15 protein-coding genes are annotated in these 18865 nt (G+C 62.0%); 6 read left to right on the top strand and 9 right to left on the bottom strand.

All coding sequences use genetic code 11. The features are described from left to right. Positions 1-532: 532 nt before the first annotated feature. Positions 533-1546 carry an FAD-binding protein gene (locus AC1DN0_RS10695; protein ID WP_477145706.1) on the bottom strand — a complete coding sequence of 338 codons (1014 nt, stop codon included), beginning with the start codon at positions 1544-1546 and terminating at the stop codon, positions 533-535. Next, entirely contained in the window at positions 1513-2130 is a 618-nt protein-coding gene (locus AC1DN0_RS10690) for an FAD-binding protein (RefSeq protein ID WP_477145705.1), read from the bottom strand. The genes AC1DN0_RS10695 and AC1DN0_RS10690 overlap by 34 nt, the downstream gene beginning before the upstream one ends. A 274-nt stretch (positions 2131-2404) precedes the next feature. Between AC1DN0_RS10690 and AC1DN0_RS10685 the strand changes: the two genes are divergently transcribed. The 4 genes from AC1DN0_RS10685 to AC1DN0_RS10670 all read left to right on the top strand — a co-directional run bounded on the left by AC1DN0_RS10685 (position 2405) and on the right by AC1DN0_RS10670 (position 6965). After that, positions 2405-3007 (top strand): TetR/AcrR family transcriptional regulator, encoded by a 603-nt coding sequence (locus tag AC1DN0_RS10685; RefSeq protein WP_441629505.1) that lies wholly within the window; start codon positions 2405-2407, stop codon positions 3005-3007. A gap of 152 nt (positions 3008-3159) precedes the next feature. After that, entirely contained in the window at positions 3160-5289 is a 2130-nt protein-coding gene (locus AC1DN0_RS10680) for an oxidoreductase (protein WP_477145704.1), read from the top strand. Positions 5290-5578: 289 nt separating this feature from the next. Next, on the top strand, positions 5579-5824 hold the full coding sequence (locus AC1DN0_RS10675) for a hypothetical protein (RefSeq protein ID WP_441629503.1): 246 nt from the start codon (positions 5579-5581) through the stop codon (positions 5822-5824). A gap of 346 nt (positions 5825-6170) precedes the next feature. After that, positions 6171-6965, top strand: coding sequence for an SDR family oxidoreductase (locus AC1DN0_RS10670; protein WP_441629502.1), 795 nt, complete (start codon positions 6171-6173; stop codon positions 6963-6965). 135 nt (positions 6966-7100) lie between these two features. Here the strand turns inward: AC1DN0_RS10670 and AC1DN0_RS10665 are convergent, their stop codons facing one another. The 3 genes from AC1DN0_RS10665 to AC1DN0_RS10655 form a co-directional block, all read right to left on the bottom strand. Next, on the bottom strand, positions 7101-8519 hold the full coding sequence (locus AC1DN0_RS10665) for a long-chain-fatty-acid--protein ligase (RefSeq protein WP_441629501.1): 1419 nt from the start codon (positions 8517-8519) through the stop codon (positions 7101-7103). A 24-nt stretch (positions 8520-8543) separates the two neighbouring features. Further along, a complete protein-coding gene (locus tag AC1DN0_RS10660) occupies positions 8544-10013 on the bottom strand; it encodes an acyl-CoA reductase (protein WP_477145703.1) in 1470 nt (489 codons plus the stop codon). 245 nt (positions 10014-10258) lie between these two features. Next, positions 10259-12550 (bottom strand): arylsulfatase, encoded by a 2292-nt coding sequence (locus AC1DN0_RS10655; RefSeq protein ID WP_477145702.1) that lies wholly within the window; start codon positions 12548-12550, stop codon positions 10259-10261. A 266-nt stretch (positions 12551-12816) separates the two neighbouring features. Here AC1DN0_RS10655 and AC1DN0_RS10650 point away from each other — a divergent pair, with 266 nt between their 5' ends. After that, complete coding sequence (locus tag AC1DN0_RS10650; protein ID WP_441629498.1) at positions 12817-13587, top strand: SDR family NAD(P)-dependent oxidoreductase; 771 nt, start codon at positions 12817-12819, stop codon at positions 13585-13587. Positions 13588-13639: 52 nt separating this feature from the next. Beyond that, on the top strand, positions 13640-14431 hold the full coding sequence (locus AC1DN0_RS10645; protein WP_441629497.1) for a TetR/AcrR family transcriptional regulator: 792 nt from the start codon (positions 13640-13642) through the stop codon (positions 14429-14431). A gap of 211 nt (positions 14432-14642) precedes the next feature. Here AC1DN0_RS10645 and dmpG read toward each other — a convergent pair whose 3' ends face one another. The 4 genes from dmpG to AC1DN0_RS10625 all read right to left on the bottom strand — a co-directional run bounded on the left by dmpG (position 14643) and on the right by AC1DN0_RS10625 (position 18863). Then, the gene (dmpG, locus tag AC1DN0_RS10640; RefSeq protein WP_441629496.1) at positions 14643-15668 is read right to left on the bottom strand and encodes a 4-hydroxy-2-oxovalerate aldolase; all 1026 of its coding nucleotides are present in this window, start codon (positions 15666-15668) and stop codon (positions 14643-14645) included. 10 nt (positions 15669-15678) lie between these two features. Then, positions 15679-16590, bottom strand: a complete 912-nt coding sequence (locus tag AC1DN0_RS10635; protein ID WP_477145701.1) for an acetaldehyde dehydrogenase (acetylating) — start codon at positions 16588-16590, stop codon at positions 15679-15681. 35 nt (positions 16591-16625) lie between these two features. Then, positions 16626-17408, bottom strand: a complete 783-nt coding sequence (dmpE, locus tag AC1DN0_RS10630) for a 2-oxopent-4-enoate hydratase (protein WP_441629495.1) — start codon at positions 17406-17408, stop codon at positions 16626-16628. A gap of 84 nt (positions 17409-17492) precedes the next feature. Continuing rightward, a complete protein-coding gene (locus AC1DN0_RS10625; protein WP_441629494.1) occupies positions 17493-18863 on the bottom strand; it encodes a DUF1329 domain-containing protein in 1371 nt (456 codons plus the stop codon). Between the last annotated feature and the right edge of the window lie 2 nt (positions 18864-18865).

Below are 18865 nucleotides of genomic sequence, written 5' to 3'. Positions count from 1 at the left end.
TCTGCCGGCAGGTGTCGTCGCAAGACGCCTGCATGATAGCCGCGCCATTGGTTTCTGTGCCGGCCAGGTGTCCGTCGTGTCTGATCGCGCTCTCCGGATCAAAGCCAGGCCGGGCAGACGGCAGGCCCTCAGCAAACGCAAGACCCAGGGCCACGGCCGCACCGGCCCCAAACAGACTACCCGCCCGCAACCATGCTCTCATCGCTGTCTCCTCTTGCTACTGCCCACCACGGGCAGATGCCGATTCCTGTTGTACCGTTAGGGCCGGTCTCTTGATCGAAGCATATTTGTGGAATCTGGCGTCAGCATCGTCCAATCGGACTACACACATATGTGCGTCATAGGTGGCTTTGAGGAGGCTCTGCAAAGCCGTTCAGCCAACCGCGGCTCGGAAGTGTTTTTTTGTGGCAGCAAGAGGAGGGTTAGCCCGGATTGCGTATAGATCCCGCGGGGGTAAACGTTCCAGCTTCCCTCTGGTCGTTAAGCTCTGGGCAACGTCGGACTTCACGGTTTCCAGCCCGTCTCAATCTGCTTATGGGCGGGGATTGCCTCCGCCGATTTTCTCTGCCGCGATCTGATTCGCGGCGATGTAGCCAAAGGTCATCGCCGGCCCGATAGTCGAACCTGGTCCGGGATAGGTTTTTCCCATGACCGCGGCCGAGGTATTCCCGATCGCATAGCATCCCTCGATTACGCTGCCATCGGGACGGAGGACGCGGGCGCAGGCGTCAGTGCTCAATCCGCCCTTGGTGCCGATCTCGCCGGGATCGATCCGCAGCGCGTAGAAAGGGGCGCGGTCGATTGGGCCCAGGCACGGGTTCGGCTTGGAGGAGATGTCGCCATAGTAGCGGTCGAAGATATTGCTTCCCTTGCCGAATTCGAGGTCGGTACCATCTGACGCATAGGCGTTCATTTGCGCGACAGTCGTGGCAAGGCCGCGTGGATCGACGCCGATTTTTGTGGCCAGTTCGGCCAGCGTTCCGGCGCGATAGATGACATGGTCCAGCCAGCCATGCGGAATCCGGGAGTCAGGCTGTATGCTGCCGGGAAGCAGCACGCCGCACGGATAGCGTTTTCTATACTCTGCATCGAACACGAGCCATGCCGGCACATTCGCATTTGTTTGCGCGTGGTCGGCATACATGGCGTGGATGATGTCCGGGTACGGCGCTGCTTCGTTGACGAAGCGTCGACCGAGCCGATTGACCAGCACGCATCGCGGCAATGAGCGCTCCACGAAAAGCCCGCGTTGTTTTTCCTCCCCGGGAACCCGTACCRTCGGCACACCCCATGTGTATCCCATCAGCGAAACGTTCGCGCCGAGCTTGAGACCAGCCCGAATTCCATCTCCGGTATTGATGGGCGGGGCGGCTGTCCATTCGGCTTGCGTGGGCTTCGGCAGGTATTGGTCGCGCATTTCCTGGCTGGATTCGAAGCCTCCGCAGGCGAGCACCACCGCGCATCGCGCGCGTACGTTGTACTCGCGTCCCCGTCGCTCCACCGCCACGCCGGTCACGCGGGCATCGTGCGCGTGGAGCGTGCGCATCGGGGTGTCGAGCGGCCGAGCCAGCCGGACTCCTTCGCTACGATGGTGTGGGCTTCGATCTGCGTCAGCGAAATGCGCCCGCCGACCAGGGTGGCGGGCGATGGGGCGCGGAGTTCGTCAAATGCATCGCCGAGCCGGCGCGCGTCGAATGCCGCTGGCTCCATGGTGCGGTAACCCGGTTTTCCTCCCGTGCGGTCCGGATAGTAGTCGGGATAGCGGGGCACCGCGTGGAAATGCGTCTGCGCCTGCGTGGCGAGATATTGGACCATCTCCGGCCCGTTTTTGAGATAGGCATTGATTCTGTTCAGATCGAAATCTTCCCCTATGACATCCCGGAGATACGCCACCGCTTCCTCATAGGAGTCGTTGCCGCCTAGAGATTGGATCTGACCATTGCAAGGGATCCAGATTCCGCCGCCGGAAATAGCCGTCGTGCCCCCATAGTGCGGGCTTTTCTCGACGAGGAGCACGGTCAAGCCGAGATCGTATGCGCGCAGCGCGGCCGTCATCGCGCCTGCCCCGGAACCGACGACGACCACGTCGTACGATGTATTCCAATTCACGGCCGGATTGCTGTTGTTCATTGGCTTGCCTCCAACGTTAAGTGTTTTCCAGGCGACCTGTACCAGTCAGTGGTTAGGCGGGCCGAAGTACGCCGGTTCAGAGGTCAACAAGTTGCCCGTTTCCGAGCGCGGCAAAGCGCATCGGGTGCGGCCACTATGGCACATAAATACATAAATGAGTCAAAACAATGGCACAAAAAATATTCTTTGTGCAATACTGGGTGAAGGCGCCACGGCAATGCCGGGATCACACTGCGATCAAGAGCGCATCACTCCGCAAGAGGCAAGGTTCCGAATGAATAGACAACTTCGCTGGGGAGACGCCAGCCGAATAGACAGTCCCGAGCAAGGGCGCGTCCTGATTCTGAGGTCCACGCTCGACTGCATGGCCGAGATGGGTATCGAGGGTTTCACCGTGGATGATGTGGCCAAGCGCGCCAACATTTCACGCAGAACCCTTTACCGCTACTACAGCACCCGGAATGATCTGATCCAAGCCGCGATTGACGCGGAAAACGGCGTCTTTTTCGAGGAGATGCAGCGTAGCTTGTCGGGCTACGAGGGGGATTTCGAGGGGTATCTCGAAGAGTGCGTGTGTTTCGCCGTGAAGTACCGGCAACGCCTCGCCGGGCTTCGTCAGGACTACCTGGCCAGAAGCGTTACGGCGGAGGTGTTTCCCTACATCCTCGAGAACATCAAGCCCATGTGGCACAAGGTGCTGGCTGACCGCTACCGCGATTACGTAGAGAAGTCAGGCGCGACGCCCGCTTCGCTGGACGACATCATTGCGCTGGCTAGCCGCATCGGGCTTGCCTATAGCCTGGTTCCTGCGGACGAGGGTGCGATTCGCCGGCAGATGCGGATTCTCCGTGGCGTCCGGCATGGCACGTCTGCGTGATCTTGCGTGGCATTCCGCCGCGCATGACAGATCCGCATATGAACGAATGACACTCCCCAAAATCGGATGATCGATGCGGAGAGACAAATGACACGCCTTGCGCCGCCGTGCCGCCGGCATTTCTATCAAGACGCAATCACAGGAGCCAGTCAATGAGCCGCACATCGTATCGCCACCTGCTTGCACCCGGCCGAATCGGCACGATGACACTACGCAACCGCATCGTCGTCACCGCGATGGGTGCGAGCCTTGCGGAGCCAGATGGCCAATGCGGTGAGCGCATCGTCCGCTATCACGAATCGCAGGCCAAAGGGGGGGCGGGCCTGATCATCACCGGCGTTGCCGGCGTGGCTTGGCCGACCGGTGCCAATCAGGTGAACCAGATCGCCATTTCGGACGATCGCTTTCTTCCCGGCCTGACCGCGCTGACCGAAGCCGTCCACGCGCACGGCGCAAAGATCGCCGCGCAACTTCACCATGGAGGATTGGTCGGCGTGGAGGATATGCTTGCGGGGCGGCCGGTGTGGGCGCCCTCCCTGCCTGAACCTCCCACTGGCGATTTCACCGAGGCGTTCTTGCTCGAAGAGTTGGCCGAGGCGCCGTTCGGCCGCATCACCGGCGTGACGATTCAGGTCATGACGAAGGCCGACATCGACACGCTGATCGCGCAATTTGCCGCGGCTGCGAGCCGGGCGCGGCGGGCCGGCTTTGACGGCGTCGAGATCCATGGCGGGCACGGCTATCTCCTGTCGTCGTTCGTCTCGCCCACGACGAACCGGCGTACCGATGAATATGGAGGCCCGCTGGAAAATCGCGTCCGTCTCCTGGTCGAGGTGATTCGGGCCGTGCGTACGGCGGTTGGTCCCGATTTTCCTGTGTGGTGCAAACTCGACTCGCGCGAGGAAGGCATTCCGGGCGGCATCACGATTGACGAGGCGGTGCGCACCGCGCAGATCGTCGAGGAGGAGGGGGCCAACGCGATCACCGTGAGCGCCTATCATGACGCGGGCAAGCCAAAGTTGCATTCGGCATCGCATACCCCGCATGAGCCCGGGCTCAATCTTCCGTTTGCGGCGCGGATCAAGGCCGCGGTCAGCATTCCGATCATCGCATCGGGCCGGATCGAGCCCGCGCTCGGCGACGAAAGGATTGCCGATGGCTCGATCGATTTCGTCTCAATGGGGAGGAAGTTGCTAGCCGACCCGTATCTGCCGCGAAAGCTCACCGAAGGGCGGCCCAATGACGTGCTGCCCTGCATCTATTGCTACACATGCATTAGCGCAATCTACGTTGGCAAGCCGCTGCGCTGCGCGGTCAACCCCGAAATCGGTTTCGAGTATTTGCATCGTCAATTACCGAAGAGTGGCAAGCGAGTCGTGGTTATCGGCGGAGGCCCCGGTGGCATGGAGTCGGCGCGCCGGCTACGGGCGGACGGGCATCAAGTAACGTTGCTGGAGCAGGCCAACCAACTGGGCGGCACGCTGCGCATTGCCGCGCTCGCCTATGAGGCCAACGAGCCACTGCTCGACTGGCTCAGGCACCAGGTTGAATCGTCACAAATCGACGTGCGCCTGCGCACACGAGCGACGCCCGAGCTGCTGCGCACGCTATCCCCGGACGTCGTTGTCGTTGCAACCGGCGCGGTGCGCGGATTGCCGCCGATACCAGGAAACGACCTGCCGCACGTCATGAGCGGGGACGACATGCGCCGCCTGATGCTCGGTGAAGGCTCACAGGAACTGGCGCGCAAGGTCGGGTGGGCGACACGCATGGCATCAAAAATCGGTGCGGCGAGCGGCCTGACCTCGAATCTCGATTTCGTTCGCCAGGCGACCCGGCAATGGATGCCGTTGGGCAAGCACRTCGTGATCATCGGTGGCGAACTGGTCGGTCTCGAACTGGCCGAGTTCCTGTCCGAGCGCGGACGATTGGTGACAGTCGTCGATGAGGCGCCGCGGTTCGGCGCGGGACTGACGATAGTCCGCCGGATGCGGCTGCTTGCGGAGCTTAAGGAGCACGGCCTTGGTCTCTTTCCGGGGGCCTCGGACATCCGGATCGAACCTGACAGGGTTTGCTTCACCGACCAGGCAGGCAATGCGCAGGCGGTCGATGCGAATAGCGTCATCGTGGCCAAAGGTGCGGCAGGTGACTTGACGCTTGCCAGGCAGTTGGAGACCGAAGGCTTTAAGGTCCATGAAGTTGGCGATTGCACCGGCATCGGCTATATCGAAGGTGCTATGCGCGGTGCGGCGAGAGCGGCGAAGGAAATCTCGCAAATATGACTCCCCGCCTCAGGGAGGTGCCCCGGCCGGGCGCGGTTTCCCGGCGACCAGCCAGTGGATCGGCCGGTCGYCGGCGTTGCCGCCCTTGAATGCTGGATGCTGATTTACCGAGACGGACCCGACGCACCCACCGGTCGGCGACGCTGAGGGGCTTACCACCCTCCCGCACGGAGGTCCATCATGAATATCGCCATTCGCGGGATTCCCCTTAGTCCGCTCAGACGAAGCGGCTTGCCGGACCGGTGACTAACATCCAGTCAGAAGCCAAAAAAACGGTCGGGAGACAGCGATGAAGCGGACTCGGTGGTTGTGGGCGACGGGACTGGTCGCCGCGGGTGTGGTGGCCGGAGTGTTGCTGACCCTGGCAACGGGCGCCGCCACCGCGCTTGCCGGCCACGGTGGCGACGACGATGCCGGCACCGGCATCGTCGTTTCCGCCAACGCGGCGCGAGAGTGGCCTGTCTGCGACGATGATTGCCTGCGTAGCCGCGGCGCGGCGGTGCTGATGGAGCTCAGCCAGCGGCCGTTACGCTGACGCCGTCTGGTTTGTCTCGATTCTCTCCTTTCCGCCTTCGCCTTTTTCTTTGGTTCATCCGACTTTCGTGTGGGTCGATTCATTGCTGGGCTAATTCCAGCACTGCCGTAGCTCCCCCTCACCCGCGCATGGCGGGTGAGGTTGGGGGAGTGGGCAGGCCTGCGCAAGAGTGAGGCGCATCGCGTTGAGCGAGCGCTCGCCATCTCCCCGGGCTTGCTCTCCCATTTCATGGGAGAGGGGAGCAACCCAGCGTTTTACTTCTGGCCACTCGCACCCACATGCAGTACCCACGCGAACGTCCGAAGCCCTTCTTCTTTTTCCTCTTTTCACACACAGAACGAACACCATGACTACTACTATCATCACCGGCTCGGCCTCCGGCATGGGCGCGGCCGTACGCCGGCGCCTGCTGGCCGACGGCGAAAGGGTCATCGGCATCGACCTGCGCGATGCCGAGATCCACGCCGACCTCTCCACCCGGCACGGCCGGGAGGCCGCTATCGATGGCGCGCTGTCGCAGTCCGGCGGCAGGATCGACAAGCTGATCTGTTGCGCTGGTTTGGGCCCGCATGTCGATCCTGCGACGCTGGTTGCTTCGGTCAACTACTTCGGCGTGGTAACCCTGCTGGACGGCTTGTTCGAGGCATTGCGGCAAGGCAAGGCGCCGTGCGCCGTGGTGGTGTCGTCCAATTCGGCCACGCTGCAGTCCTGGGCAGGCAGCCCGCTGCGCGACGCCTACCTGGCGGGCGATGAGGACGGCGTGCACGCCCTGGTGCGCGCGGCGCAGGAGGCGGGTGGTGAGCAGGCCGCCCAGGCGGGCTATCTGGCGTATGCAAGCGCGAAGAACGCCGTCGCGGCAGCGGCACGGCAACGTGCCGCCAGCTGGGGGCGGGCCGGGGTGCGCCTGAATGTGGTGGCGCCCGGCGCGGTGGAAACGCCTATGCTGCAGGCTGGCCTGCGGGATCCGCGCTATGGCGATGCCATCCGCGACTTTCTGCCTCCCCTTGGGCGGCGCGCGCAGCCCGATGAGGTAGCCGCGCTGATCGCGTTCCTGTGCCGCCCCGAGGCAGCATATCTGCACGGCAATGTCGTTTTCATCGACGGTGGCGTCGACGCTGCGCAAAGGCCGCTGGCGTTCTGATCCGCACGGTCGCGCCGGGCCGGCATCCAAATTGTGGGGGGCGGCCCGGCCGGATTTCGGAAAAGTCAGTCGAGTTGGCGGGTGGCACAGCTTATCCGCGGCGTGATGACGGCGCACTCGGCAAGCCGAAGTCAATCATCGCACTGCAGACAACAAAAATTCCACCGCCTTGTCATGGGCCTCCGGCGCGCCGGCACAATTTATCTTGTCATCCCCGCCTTGCTTTTCACTGTAGCGCTGAATGGTAGCGTGCAGGTAGGGCCCGCTGCGCCCGCATTCGCAAGGGGCATCCCAGCCGCTCAAGGTAACTTCGTCGCCGGTGATCAAGCCTCCCCAGTAGGAATCGGGCAGCAGATCCACAAAGGCGAATCGGCCCGTGTGAGTACCTTCTCGCGGAAACGGATGGCCGTTCTCGGGGTCGAGGACAAAAGGTACCAACACCGGTGGCACATGAAAGTGCCCTTGGCTGCAGCGAGGAAGGCTTACCATCAGCTCGCTCATGCCGTAGAACTCGAATACCCGGTCGAAGCCCAGAAATTCGAATATTCTCTCGCGATAGTTGTCCGCCAGCGCGCGCCCTTTGTTGCCGCCGCCACTCATCAGCACGCTGCCGGCGCCAAAGGCGTTGCGCGTACCATTGGCCAGAGCTTCCTCGGCCCATTCGTACAGGATTGGCCATACCGCGAACAGGCAAATATCCTGCTTCCCGAATCGCTGGACTGCCGTTTCCAGGAACCGCTTCATCTGTTCCGGGCGCTGCCGTTCCCGTGCGGCGAACTCCTCACGGCGGGACAGCAGCGCTGGCGATATCTCCAGCGTACCCTGTTCGCCCCGCGCTTCGGCGGCACGCAAGCGACCTGCCAGGGAGGCGATATCAGCACTGAAATAATCATCCGGATAGAGAAACAGCGCATTCTCATCGCCTCCAGCCCACCGCCTGACCATCTCTTCCACGCCCCGGTACGTTGCGCCGGCGCCGAAGCGGTAGCCCGGTTGCACCATTGGCATTCGTGCGCGCAGCAGGTCTGGCCCGCTGCCGGCGCCGTGCCAGTCACGCACGCAGTGCGCGGTGAGCGTATTCGATATTGCCCACTCTCTCGCAGTGCGCGGCATGAACGATAGCTTGCCGCTCGTGCCAAACGTATGCAGTATCCGCAATTCGCTGGCGTCATCAAGCCGTTTCACCCATGCATCAATGGTATTGATGTCTTGGGTATCCAGTTTGCTGAGATCCTGTCTTGTCAATCCGTTCAGCCAACGCGTCAGGCGATCGAACTGACCCCGCTCCAGTAGCGACAGCGGGTAGGATTTGTAGGTTGTGTGGGGAAAGAGCAGGGGCACTACATCATTCAACCGTTCGATCTTCTCTATGCCCTGTTCGTCCGCCAGCCTTCTGAGCACTGGTATCTCATCGCGCATGGTGTCAAACCTCCGCTGCACGCCACGCAGGTGAACCTGTTCGAGTTGTTCTCGCGACAGGCGAAATCCTTCGTCGTAGCGAGCGTTGACATAGCTCGATGCGTCATCGAGTAACTGTTCATGGATACGGGACATCGAACTGCTCCTTGAAGATCACGATCAATGCGACGCGCCTGCGGCCAGCGCTTCCAGGGCGTTGCCATCCGAGGTTTGCTCCACAATCCACTTGCACATCCGCCGTACCGGCTCGATGCCGTCCTGTGGAATTGCCGCATCCTCGAAAAGCGCCGCGGCGCCGAGCGAAACGAGACGTTGTCCACCTTGGTACGCGAGCCGGTCGCGCAGGCTATCCTTAAGCGATTCCGGGTAGAGGCCGATCGTCTGGGTATAGGCGCTGACGGACATCACTGCGGTATCCATGGAATCGATCGGCACGATATTGGCGACCCGGCAGGCGAGCTGCCGGGCGAAATCCACAGGGGTGTCGTTTTGCGAAACAAGGATTGCGCCCTCATTGGATCTACCCCCGTACACCCGGTATTCGTCACCGGCAAGCCGCAGCCCGTCGATTTCATCCTTGAGCTCGCGACTGAAGGATTTGTGAGGTGTACTCAATGTGGTCGGCAGCTTCTGCAAGGCATCGAAGGTCAGCTTGCCCAATTGATTGGCATGTTCAAGACCGGCCTCGTCAGTGCCGCACGCCACATAGACAACCCTCGCGTTTACGCAGCCTTCCTGGTTCATCACGCCGATGTCGAGTGCGAGCCTGCGTGCGACCGAGCGCATGGTATCTGCATCTGCAAAGGCTTCCGGGCCAATGRTGGTGGCGCTGTGTTTCGGGTCAAGGGTGATCAGATCCAAGCCTGGCTGCAAGTATTGGGTGATGTGCCGGATGCTGGCGAAGCCACCCCAGGCGACGACCTTTTCCACCAGGCGCGGGTCATAGATATGTCTTTCGATGGACTCGTCGCCACCTTTCCAATACACCACGCTCAGGTGCCTTGTCAGAGGGTGGTCAGGGTCCAGTTCGAGCATGGTGCGGGCGATGGCTGTAGCGGTAAGCGGGTCGTTCGAGGGCGTCTTGATGATGGCATCCGAGCGTGTAAAGGCGTTGCGGATAACCGTACCAACGCCCACCATCGGCACATTTCCTGCAATGACATGGACGCAGCGAGCACCGAAGGCGCGAATGCGGCTGGGTTTTCCCGTATGCACACGGGAGGGCTGCTCGACCCATTTTTCAAGATAGTCAATGCCTACCAGGCGTTCCGCCGTTTCGCGCACAACGGCGGGCGAGAACATCTCCGGTATTGCCTCATAGAGATGCCGCAGAATGGAATCGGAAATTCCCGATGTCTGGCAGGAGAGATCGTAGGCGGCCTGCAGGTGAGGGTTTTCCGAAAGGACCAGTTTCTTTCCCACTTGCGCCAGGAAGTCCACGATATCGTCGAAGGTCAACGCATAGAGGTCCGCCATCTTCGATGGCGCGTTTAGTGTGAGCCTGTCCAGATAATTCTTTAGATTCGGCGTGGAGAATGCGATATTTCCGCCGCGCCCGCCAAATTCCAGTGTGCAGTTGTCAATCAGTTCACCGCGGATAATGAATGGTATCTGTAGTGGGGATCGCATGGGCAACTCTCCTGCCGTCGAGGCATTAGGAAGAAAGGAGAATAACTACTGGTATAGCGGGTGGGGCAATGCGGACGCTCGTGGGGCGCAAGACGCTGCCTCGACAATGGCTTGCGCGTCGTTGCGTGGTTCGCCTCCGCCATTGCCCGTCCAGGAGGGCAGGCGTCTTCGCATGCGTCCACGGAACGGTGGCGGGCCTCGCCTTACCCATGACGGGGTCGGCGAGACCGGGGTGGCGGGGATGCTCAGCGCAGACGGATATCCACTCGCTCGATGACGCCGCTAAACGGATAACCCGCGGTGTAATGTCCGGCCGGTGAGCCGGTATCCATGCCAACGTCAAAGGTCTCGTCAGCGGAGAAGAAGCCTGGCGTGGTGACCGGCAGATGGCCACTGCCTATCGCCTTGCCGTTCACCTGAAGCGTGCCGGTGCCGCCCTTGGCATAACCTGTTCCCTCGTAGGCGAAGTCAAACTGCAACACGTTCCTGCCCGGTTGTAGCGGCTTGCTGCCCGTAATCTCCATGCGCGCCGCATTGAACACTTTCTGCACGTAGACCGGCTTGCCCTCATCGTCAAGGTAAAGGGACCAGCCCGCGGTAGTGCCACCCATGGTGGCAATGACACCATGGGCGCCGCCCTTGGGAATATCCACCGTAGCCACGATGCTGTACGAGCGGTTCTTGATCGCTGGCGCTTCAGCCTCGGGGATGGCCACCGCTCCCGCGAAGTAGCTGAACTCTGTGCGCTTGCCAGTCAGGTTGGGGAGAGGCGTGCGGGAGCAGGCCGTGTCCTGCATTGGCAATACTTGATTCTTTGCCGCCTCCGCCAGGAACAGCGCCTGCATCTCCTTGAGTTTCTCCGGCAATTTGGCTGCCAGATCGGTGGACTGGCTGAAGTCCTCATTCAGGTTGAAGAGGGCCCAGGTGTYGTCGGCGAGCCGTTTTCCCTGGCATATGCTTGCCCAGGGGTCTCGGTCCTTGTGCCGGGCCGAGGCCAACCAGCCTTCGTGATAGATCGAACGGTTGCCGAAAACTTCGAAGTACTGCGTGGTGTGCTTCTCCGGTGCGTCCTTGTCAGCGAAGCTATAGATCAGGCTTGTCCCGTCCATCGGACGTTGCTTTACGCCGTTGACATCTGCGGGGGCTTTCAGTCCCGCCGCCTCTAGGATGGTTGGCGCCAGATCGTTCACATGAGAGAACTGCCTGCGCAGACCACCATGATCCCGGATTCGTGCAGGCCAGGAAACCACCATGCCGTTGCGAATTCCGCCCAGGTGCGAAGCAACCGTCTTGGCCCATGGCAGGGGAGAACTCATGGCCCAGGCCCAGCCGGCTGGATACTGCACATAGCTGTTCGGGCCGCCCAGGCTGTCCAGGCGTTTCACCAGATCGGCAGCCGGTTTCTCAGGCATGCCTTGCAAATTGCCCATGTAGCTATCCGCGCCGTGGATGCCGCCTTCAAGGCTGCCCCCGTTGTCGCCCATCACGTAGATAAACAGTGTGTTGTCAAATTGGCCGCTCTCCTTCAATGATTGCACCAGGCGGCCAATTTGCGCGTCGGTATGCGCGAGGAACCCCGCGTAGATTTCCATTAACCGTGCGGCAACCCGTTTCTGGTCTGTACTAAGGCTGTCCCAGGCGGGGAGTTCATCCGGCCGCGGTGTCAGCTTTGTATCCTGAGGCACGACGCCAAGGGATTTTTGTCGGGCCAGGATTTCTAGCCGCATATCGTCCCAGCCCTTGTCAAACCTGCCACGGTACTTCTCGATCCATGCCTTGGGTGCCTGGAGCGGAGCGTGGGTGCCGCCCGGGGCGAAGTACACGAAGAACGGCTTGTCAGGTGCGATCGAGTGTTGCGCGCGCATCCARTTGACGGCGCGTGTCGACAGATCTTCGTTCAGGGTGTAGTCCTTCGAGGCCGTCTTTAGCACTGGCGTGGTGCCATCGTATAGCGAAGGATTGAACTGATCGGTTTCGGCGCCGATAAACCCATAGAATTTTTCAAAGCCCTGGCCGGTCGGCCAGCGGTCAAAAGGACCGATCTGCGACGCTTCCCAATCCGGTGTCAGATGCCACTTGCCAAAGGCCGCAGTGCTATAGCCCTGTTGACGCAACAGTTCGGCAATTGTGGCGGAGTCCTTTTGCAGCATCCCCCGGTAACCCGGATAACTGCTTGGCGAGTTCAGCACTGCGCCGACACCTGCTGCGTGTGGATTGCGGCCTGTGAGTAGCGAGGCGCGTGTCGGCGAACACACTGCAGTGGTATGAAACCGGTTATACCGCAAGCCCGCACTGGCCAGGCCATCCATCGCAGGTGTCGTGACCGGTCCGCCGAAGGTGCCGGCCGCACCGAAACCTACATCGTCCAGCAAGACCACTACCACATTTGGCGCACCGACCGGCGCGCGCAGCAGCTGCACTACCGGCGGTGTATCGCCAGGCTGCACCTCGTTGCTGGCGGCCCAGCCGAAGCCGGTCGCGGCGCAACTCAGGGCCAGGCACAACGCCGTGGCCAAACGCTTGCGTAGTCTGTTCATGATGGTCTCTCGCGTCTCCTGTTGTTTTCGTTCTGACCGATGCTTATTGCGCTTTCGCGTGGGCGTGTGCCAGAATGTCTAAGCATTCGATTGAATCAAATGTTCGAATGGAATGTAGCAAGCGCCATGGATCGTCGTCAAGACAATATTTCACCGGCGACCGCTATCGGTTGCACGCTGCCCGGAGCCTGTCGTAGCCTTGCGCACAGGCGTCCTCGTTGCCAGGTTCATTCGATCACTCAAACCATCTTGACAGGAGACCTCAAATGAAATCGTTACTCGCGTCGCCCAATACAGCCGTGATCGTCACTGGTGGGGCTTCAGGGCTCGGGCTTGCCTCGGCGCGCGCACTAGCCGCCGTAGGTCGCGATGTCGCGCTGTGGGACATCCAGGCTGAGAAGGCGCAAAGCCGGGCAGCGGAGATTGCCAAGGAATTTGGCGTTGCGGCACTCGGCGTTGGCGTCGACCTGTGCGATCCCGGCGCGCTGCGGACTGCGCTGAGCGCAACCCGCGCGGCATTGCCCAGAATTGGTGGCTTGCTCCATGCTGCGGGTACGGTCGATACCGAGTCGCTCGAGGGCATCACTCCGGAAAAATGGGATGCTGGCATCAATGTCCACCTCCGCTCATTCGCACTCCTGGTGCAGGCGCTGTTGCCGGATCTCCGCGCCAATCCGGGCTCTGCGGTGGTCGGCATTGCGTCAATCAACGCTACCCTGGGCAATCATATCAACCCCATCTACAGCGCAGCGAAAGGCGGCATGTTGTCACTGATCCGGTCGCTGGCGGACGGCCTTGGGCGCGATAACATCCGTATCAACGCGATTTCCCCGGGCCAGATCCTGACGCCAATGCTCCAGCCCGCCGTGGACAGTTTGCCGGCAGGCACCTTCGAGCGCCGTATTCTCCTCGGCCGACTGGGTCAACCGGAGGAAATTGGCCGTGTTGCGCGCTTCCTTTTGTCGGACGAGGCGAGTTACATTACTGCCGCGGAGATTGTTGTTGATGGCGGCAACATCTCATCGCAGCGTATGTGAGTCGGCAGTAGTGCCGAACGCATAGCCGGGCGCGACAGGGCATTGAGCCGCATTGCTGCCCAATGCCCTGTCGCACTGTCTCAACGACCGCACGGAATATGGGGTTATTGGCGTCATTGGCCAATTGCCTCAGAGGGGGAGGCGGCACCCGTCCTATCTGTATTCGATGACATTACCCACTGTAAAAGGCGAGGCCCGGGAACGCATTCTGCTGGCGGCCGAAGAACTGATGGCCAAGTACGGCGTGGACGGCGTATCTGCGCGCAGCATCAACGCGGCGGCCGGCGTTAGCGCCGGTATTCTCCACTATCACTTCGGCGGCCTGGATAAGGTAGTGGACGCGCTGCTGGAGCGCCATATGATGCCGTTGATGGCGCAACGCCGTGCCATGTACGATTCCCTTCAGGCGCAGCCACAGGTCACGCTCCGCGCCGTCGTGGAAATACTTGTCATCCCGCTTGCCAGGAAGATCATTGAAGAAGGCAGCGCGGGTGCGCGCTATGTTCAATTCCTGGCGCGCCTCCATACGGACCGCAACCCGAAGATCGCCCGGATATTCGAGCAGTCGTTTGGGGAGAATTCCTCCGCCTTGATTGCAATGCTTCAGCGCATCCTGCCCGAAATTCCTATGCGAGTGCTCGGGCTGCGGCTGATCGTCTGTTCCCATGCGATGCTCCAGAGTCTCGCCGACATATCCGCTCGTCCCCAATTGCCGATAGCTCCGGGGAACGCTTCGCGGGAACAGGTACTGTGGGACCACGTGGAGATTCTGATCGAGTTTCTTTGTGGCGGGATGGCGGCTCCAACCAACTTGCACAGTCGATTCGGCGACTGCGAGACATAGAACGGGCGAACTGTTCGATAGCCTGTCGGCGGCGCAAGGATTGTGGGTTCGGCGACTAGGGAAATGGCGTAGCCAACGCAGGGCATCCTGCCTTACGAGTTAAGGCGGCACGCAGGGTTCCGTCCGACATGGCAGGCAACGGCGGCGGCGGCCAAATACGGTAGTACCGTATGCGAGCGTGCCGCCGGCAAGGGCGTGCGTTTCAGACTGGTCAGCCTAATGGCAGGCCGCGCGAGCGTGCCAAGGTCATTGCGGTGTCTTCAATCATGTCTTCCTGACCTCCGACCAGCCGTTGACGCCCCAGCTCGACCAGGATCTCGCGCGCCGGAATGCCGTACTTGGCCTGGGCGCGCTTGGCGAACAGCAGGAAGGACGAGTACACGCCGGCGTAGCCCAGCGTAAGCGCATCGCGGTCGATGCGGATCGGCTGGTCCATGATGGGTACCACCAGGTCTTCGGCGACGTCGGCGATGCGGAACACGTCCACGCCGGTCTCGATGCCCATGCGCTCGCAGACCGCCACGAAGACTTCCATCGGCGTATTGCCGGCGCCGGCGCCCAGCCCGGCGGCTGCCGCGTCGATGCGCGTGGCGCCGCAGGCCACGGCCGCCAGCGAGTTGGCAATCCCCATGGCCAGGTTGTGGTGGCCGTGGAAGCCCAGTTCGGTTTCCGGCTTGAGCGCCTGGCGCACGGCCGTCAGCTTGGCGGTGACGTCGTGCGGCAGCATATGCCCCGCCGAATCGGTAATGTAGAGGCAGTTTGCGCCATAGGACTCCATCAGCAGCGCCTGTTCCACCAGCGTCGCTTCCGGCGCCATGTGCGCCATCATCAGGAAGCCCACAGTGTCCATGCCGAGCTTGCGCGCCATGCCGATATGCTGCTCGGAGACATCGGCCTCGGTGCAGTGAGTGGCTACGCGGATGGTGTGCACGCCCAGTTCATGCGCCATGCGCAGGTGGTCGATGGTGCCGATGCCGGGCAGCAGCAGGGCGGAGACCTTGGCTTGCTTCAGTTCGCCCAGCACGGCTTGCAGGTATTCCTCGTCGCTATGCGCGGGAAAGCCGTAGTTGACCGAGGCGCCCCCCAGGCCGTCGCCATGGGTCACTTCGATCAGCGGCACGCCGGCGTCGTCCAGCCCGCGGGCGATCGTCTTCATCTGGTCGAGCGAGATCTGGTGGCGCTTCGGGTGCATGCCGTCGCGCAGGGTCATGTCGTGCACGGTAATGCGTTGGTTCATATCGGGCTCCTTATGCGGTAGTGGCCACGGCGGGCAGCGCGCCGCGCARCATGGCGGCGCCGATGCGCTCGGCGGTGCGCGCGGCGGCGGCGGTCATGATGTYGAGATTGCCGGCGTACTTGGGCAGGTAGTCGCCCAGGCCCTCGACTTCCATGAAGATGGAGACGCGCTTGCCGTCGAAGACAGGGCCGTTCTTGAGCGTGTAGCCGGGCACGTATTGCCGCACCTCGGCAATCATGTCGTGGACCGACGCCGTGATGGCTTCCACGTCCGGCTCGTCCTCGGTCAGGCAGTGGATGGTGTCGCGCATGATGAGCGGAGGCTCGGCCGGGTTGATGACGATGATGGCCTTGCCCTGCCGCGCGCCGCCCACCTGTTCGATGGCGCCTGCGGTGGTGCGGGTGAACTCGTCGATGTTCCGACGCGTGCCGGGCCCGACCGAGCGCGAGGAAACGGTGGCGACGATCTCACCATAGGCCACCGCCTGCACGCGCGACACGGCGTACACCATGGGAATGGTGGCCTGCCCGCCGCAGGTGACCATATTGACGTTCATCGCATTGCTGCCGAGATGTTCGTCCAGGTTGACCGGCGGCACGCAGAAGGGCCCGATGGCCGCCGGCGTGAGGTCGATCACGCGCACGCCGCGCGCGGTGAGCTGGTCGGAGTGCTGGCGGTGCACGTAGGCCGAGGTCGCATCGAAAGCGATGCGGATGTCGTCTGCGGCCAGGTGCGGCAGCAGGCCGTCGAGGCCCTGGTCGGTTGTCTTCAGGCCCAGTTCGCGGGCCCGGGCGAGGCCATCCGAATTCGGGTCGACGCCAACCATCCAGACGGGTTCCAGGACGGTGCTGCGGCGCAGCTTGTAAAGCAGGTCAGTGCCAATATTGCCGGGGCCGATCAGGGCGCACTTGATTTTTGCCATGGGGCTTCTTGCCTGGTTTGGAGTTGTGGGTGAGTTCAGACGAATTCGGTGCTGCACGTGCCGATCCCGTCGATGCGCAGTCGCAGGCGGTCTCCGGCAGCGACCGGAATCAGCGCCGCAAGGGAGCCGGAAAGAATGGTCTCGCCGGCAAGCAGTGGAATGCCGAGTTCGCCGAGCGTGTTGGCCAACCAGGCCACCGCCTCGGCGGGATGACCGAGGGCGGCGCTGCCCTGGCCTGTAGCGACAACGGCGCCGTTTTTTTCAAGCGCCATGGTGCAGGCGGCAAGGTCGAGGCCGGCCGGGCTCACGCGCTCCTCGCCAAGCACGTAGACCCCACAAGAGGCGTTGTCGGCCACCGTGTCCTGAATACGGATGCGCCAGTCGGTGATGCGTGAGTCTACGATCTCGAAGCAGGCCGAGACCGCCTCGGTGGCGGCCAGCACATCCGCGCGGGTCACACCGGGGCCGCGCAGGTCTCGTTTGAGGAAGAAGGCAATCTCGCCTTCGGCGCGTGGCTGGATCAGCGTGTTTGCGGCAATGGCCTTGCCGTCCGGGTATTCCATGCTGGCCAGCAGCATGCCGAAGTCGGGCTGGTGCACGTCCAGCATCTGCTGCACGGGCAAACTGGTAACGCCGATTTTCTTGCCGGTGACGCGGTCGCCTTGCGCCAGCCGCCGTGCAACGAAATGCTGCTGGATGTGATAGGCGTCGCGCACCGTGAGCGGGTGGCCACGTCCGCTCAATGGGGCGACTGGTACGCGGGCGGTCAGGGCTCGATGAAGGTCATCGCCGAATGCGGCGATCAGTTCGGGATCCATGGTCAGACTCGATGTCAGGCGGGGCAATGCGATGAAATTCGCCCCCTTGGCCTTTGCGGGAAGGGGGCGATTGAAGGCGTGCGGTCAGTGACCGGCACCTCGCGCCGCGTCGGGCGAGAAGTAGGTCTCGTTGAACTCGGGGCTGTTGTTGAGCACCGGCATCGGCCCCTCGTTGGTCAGGCGGTCGGCGAGATAGGCACCCGAAATCAAGTCATGATATGTGGTTGTGGTCGGGTAGAGGTTTCGTGCGTCATAGGCATAGACGGTTGCCGCCAGGTTGGTTCGCCACAGCTGGCCGCGCGCATCATAGTTGTCGGCGGCGAGAGCGGTCCAGCTGTCCTCGTCCAGGTAAAGCACCCGCTTGGCGTACTGATGCCGGAAGCCCTCCTTGAGGGTGGCTTCCAGGACCCATACGCGATGCATTTCATAGCGCATATAGTCCGGGTTGAGGTGGCCTTTGCCCAGGATGTCCTGGTACTTGGCCGGGCTCATCAGCTTGTAGTTGTTGTACGGCACATAGATTTGCTTCTTGCCGACAATCTTCCAGTTGTAGCGTTCACCCGAGCCGTTGAACAGGCGGTCGTCGTCGAGGGTGCGGATTCCGCCTGCGCCGGAGGGCTGATCGAAGCCAAATTCCGGGGCCTGCCGTACGCGCCGCGTACCGGGGTTGTACTGCCACGCGCGGCGGGTATCGGAGCCTTCCTTGTCATAAAATTCGTGGCCGACAGACAGCATGCCCCGGTCGCGCAGGGGCAGATCGGTCGCGGTGCGGAAAAAGCCCCTGGTGTCGCTCTTGAGGTCGAAGTTGGCGCCATTCCGCGGCGATAGGATCGAATAACGCACACGGCCCCAGGCAATGTTGCCGTCGCCGTATACGGCTGCCTGGTCGTAGGTGGCGGATTCGGTATTCATCGACGGGGAGTAGCGCAGGTTCCACATCAGTTCGAGGCCGCTCTTCGGGATCGGGAAGGGGACGATAGGGGGGGCGTCCTTCAATCCGTTACCGTCGGCCGTCATTCTGGTGCCGGGCGCGTAGGTGCGGATGTTCTTGTAGGTCGCATCGTTGTAGCGGAAGTCGCGATGGGTCGGATATACCGGCATCTTGAAGGTATCCGGATACTTCTTGAACAGTGCCTTCTCGCCGTCGGTCAAGTGATCGGCGTACTTATCCATGTTCTGCGCGGTGATCACCACGACCGGCTTTTCGCTGGCGTAAGGGTCGGGGTAGCGGTCTCCCCGCTTCCACTGCACTCCGGGGGGGGCGCCCAGCCATTTCCCGCCCCAGGCGGGGATCTGCCCGTCCTTGCTGGCGGCGCGCTCGGCGCCCATCGGGGTCAGGTCGCCATCGAGTTGCTTGAGTTCGTCCGGCGTCACCGAGGCGTACGAGGCTGCCGCCAGCAGCATGCTGCTGGCCAGCAACGTGCTACGGATCAAAAGATTTTTATGCTGTCGCATCA

The sequence above is a fragment of the Cupriavidus sp. 05N39 genome, from assembly GCF_056397325.1.
Note: the sequence above shows the minus strand (reverse complement) of the source record. Positions and strands in the feature narration are given on the sequence as shown.

What these genes read in the sequence shown, in the direction of transcription:
- AC1DN0_RS10690 (WP_477145705.1), bottom strand. Translation starts at nt 2,130, where the DNA reads ATGAACAACAGCAATCCGGCCGTGAATTGGAATACATCGTACGACGTG.
- AC1DN0_RS10685 (WP_441629505.1), top strand. Translation starts at nt 2,405, where the DNA reads ATGAATAGACAACTTCGCTGGGGAGACGCCAGCCGAATAGACAGTCCC.
- AC1DN0_RS10675 (WP_441629503.1), top strand. Translation starts at nt 5,579, where the DNA reads ATGAAGCGGACTCGGTGGTTGTGGGCGACGGGACTGGTCGCCGCGGGT.
- AC1DN0_RS10670 (WP_441629502.1), top strand. Translation starts at nt 6,171, where the DNA reads ATGACTACTACTATCATCACCGGCTCGGCCTCCGGCATGGGCGCGGCC.
- AC1DN0_RS10665 (WP_441629501.1), bottom strand. Translation starts at nt 8,519, where the DNA reads ATGTCCCGTATCCATGAACAGTTACTCGATGACGCATCGAGCTATGTC.
- AC1DN0_RS10650 (WP_441629498.1), top strand. Translation starts at nt 12,817, where the DNA reads ATGAAATCGTTACTCGCGTCGCCCAATACAGCCGTGATCGTCACTGGT.
- dmpG (WP_441629496.1), bottom strand. Translation starts at nt 15,668, where the DNA reads ATGAACCAACGCATTACCGTGCACGACATGACCCTGCGCGACGGCATG.
- dmpE (WP_441629495.1), bottom strand. Translation starts at nt 17,408, where the DNA reads ATGGATCCCGAACTGATCGCCGCATTCGGCGATGACCTTCATCGAGCC.
- AC1DN0_RS10625 (WP_441629494.1), bottom strand. Translation starts at nt 18,863, where the DNA reads ATGCGACAGCATAAAAATCTTTTGATCCGTAGCACGTTGCTGGCCAGC.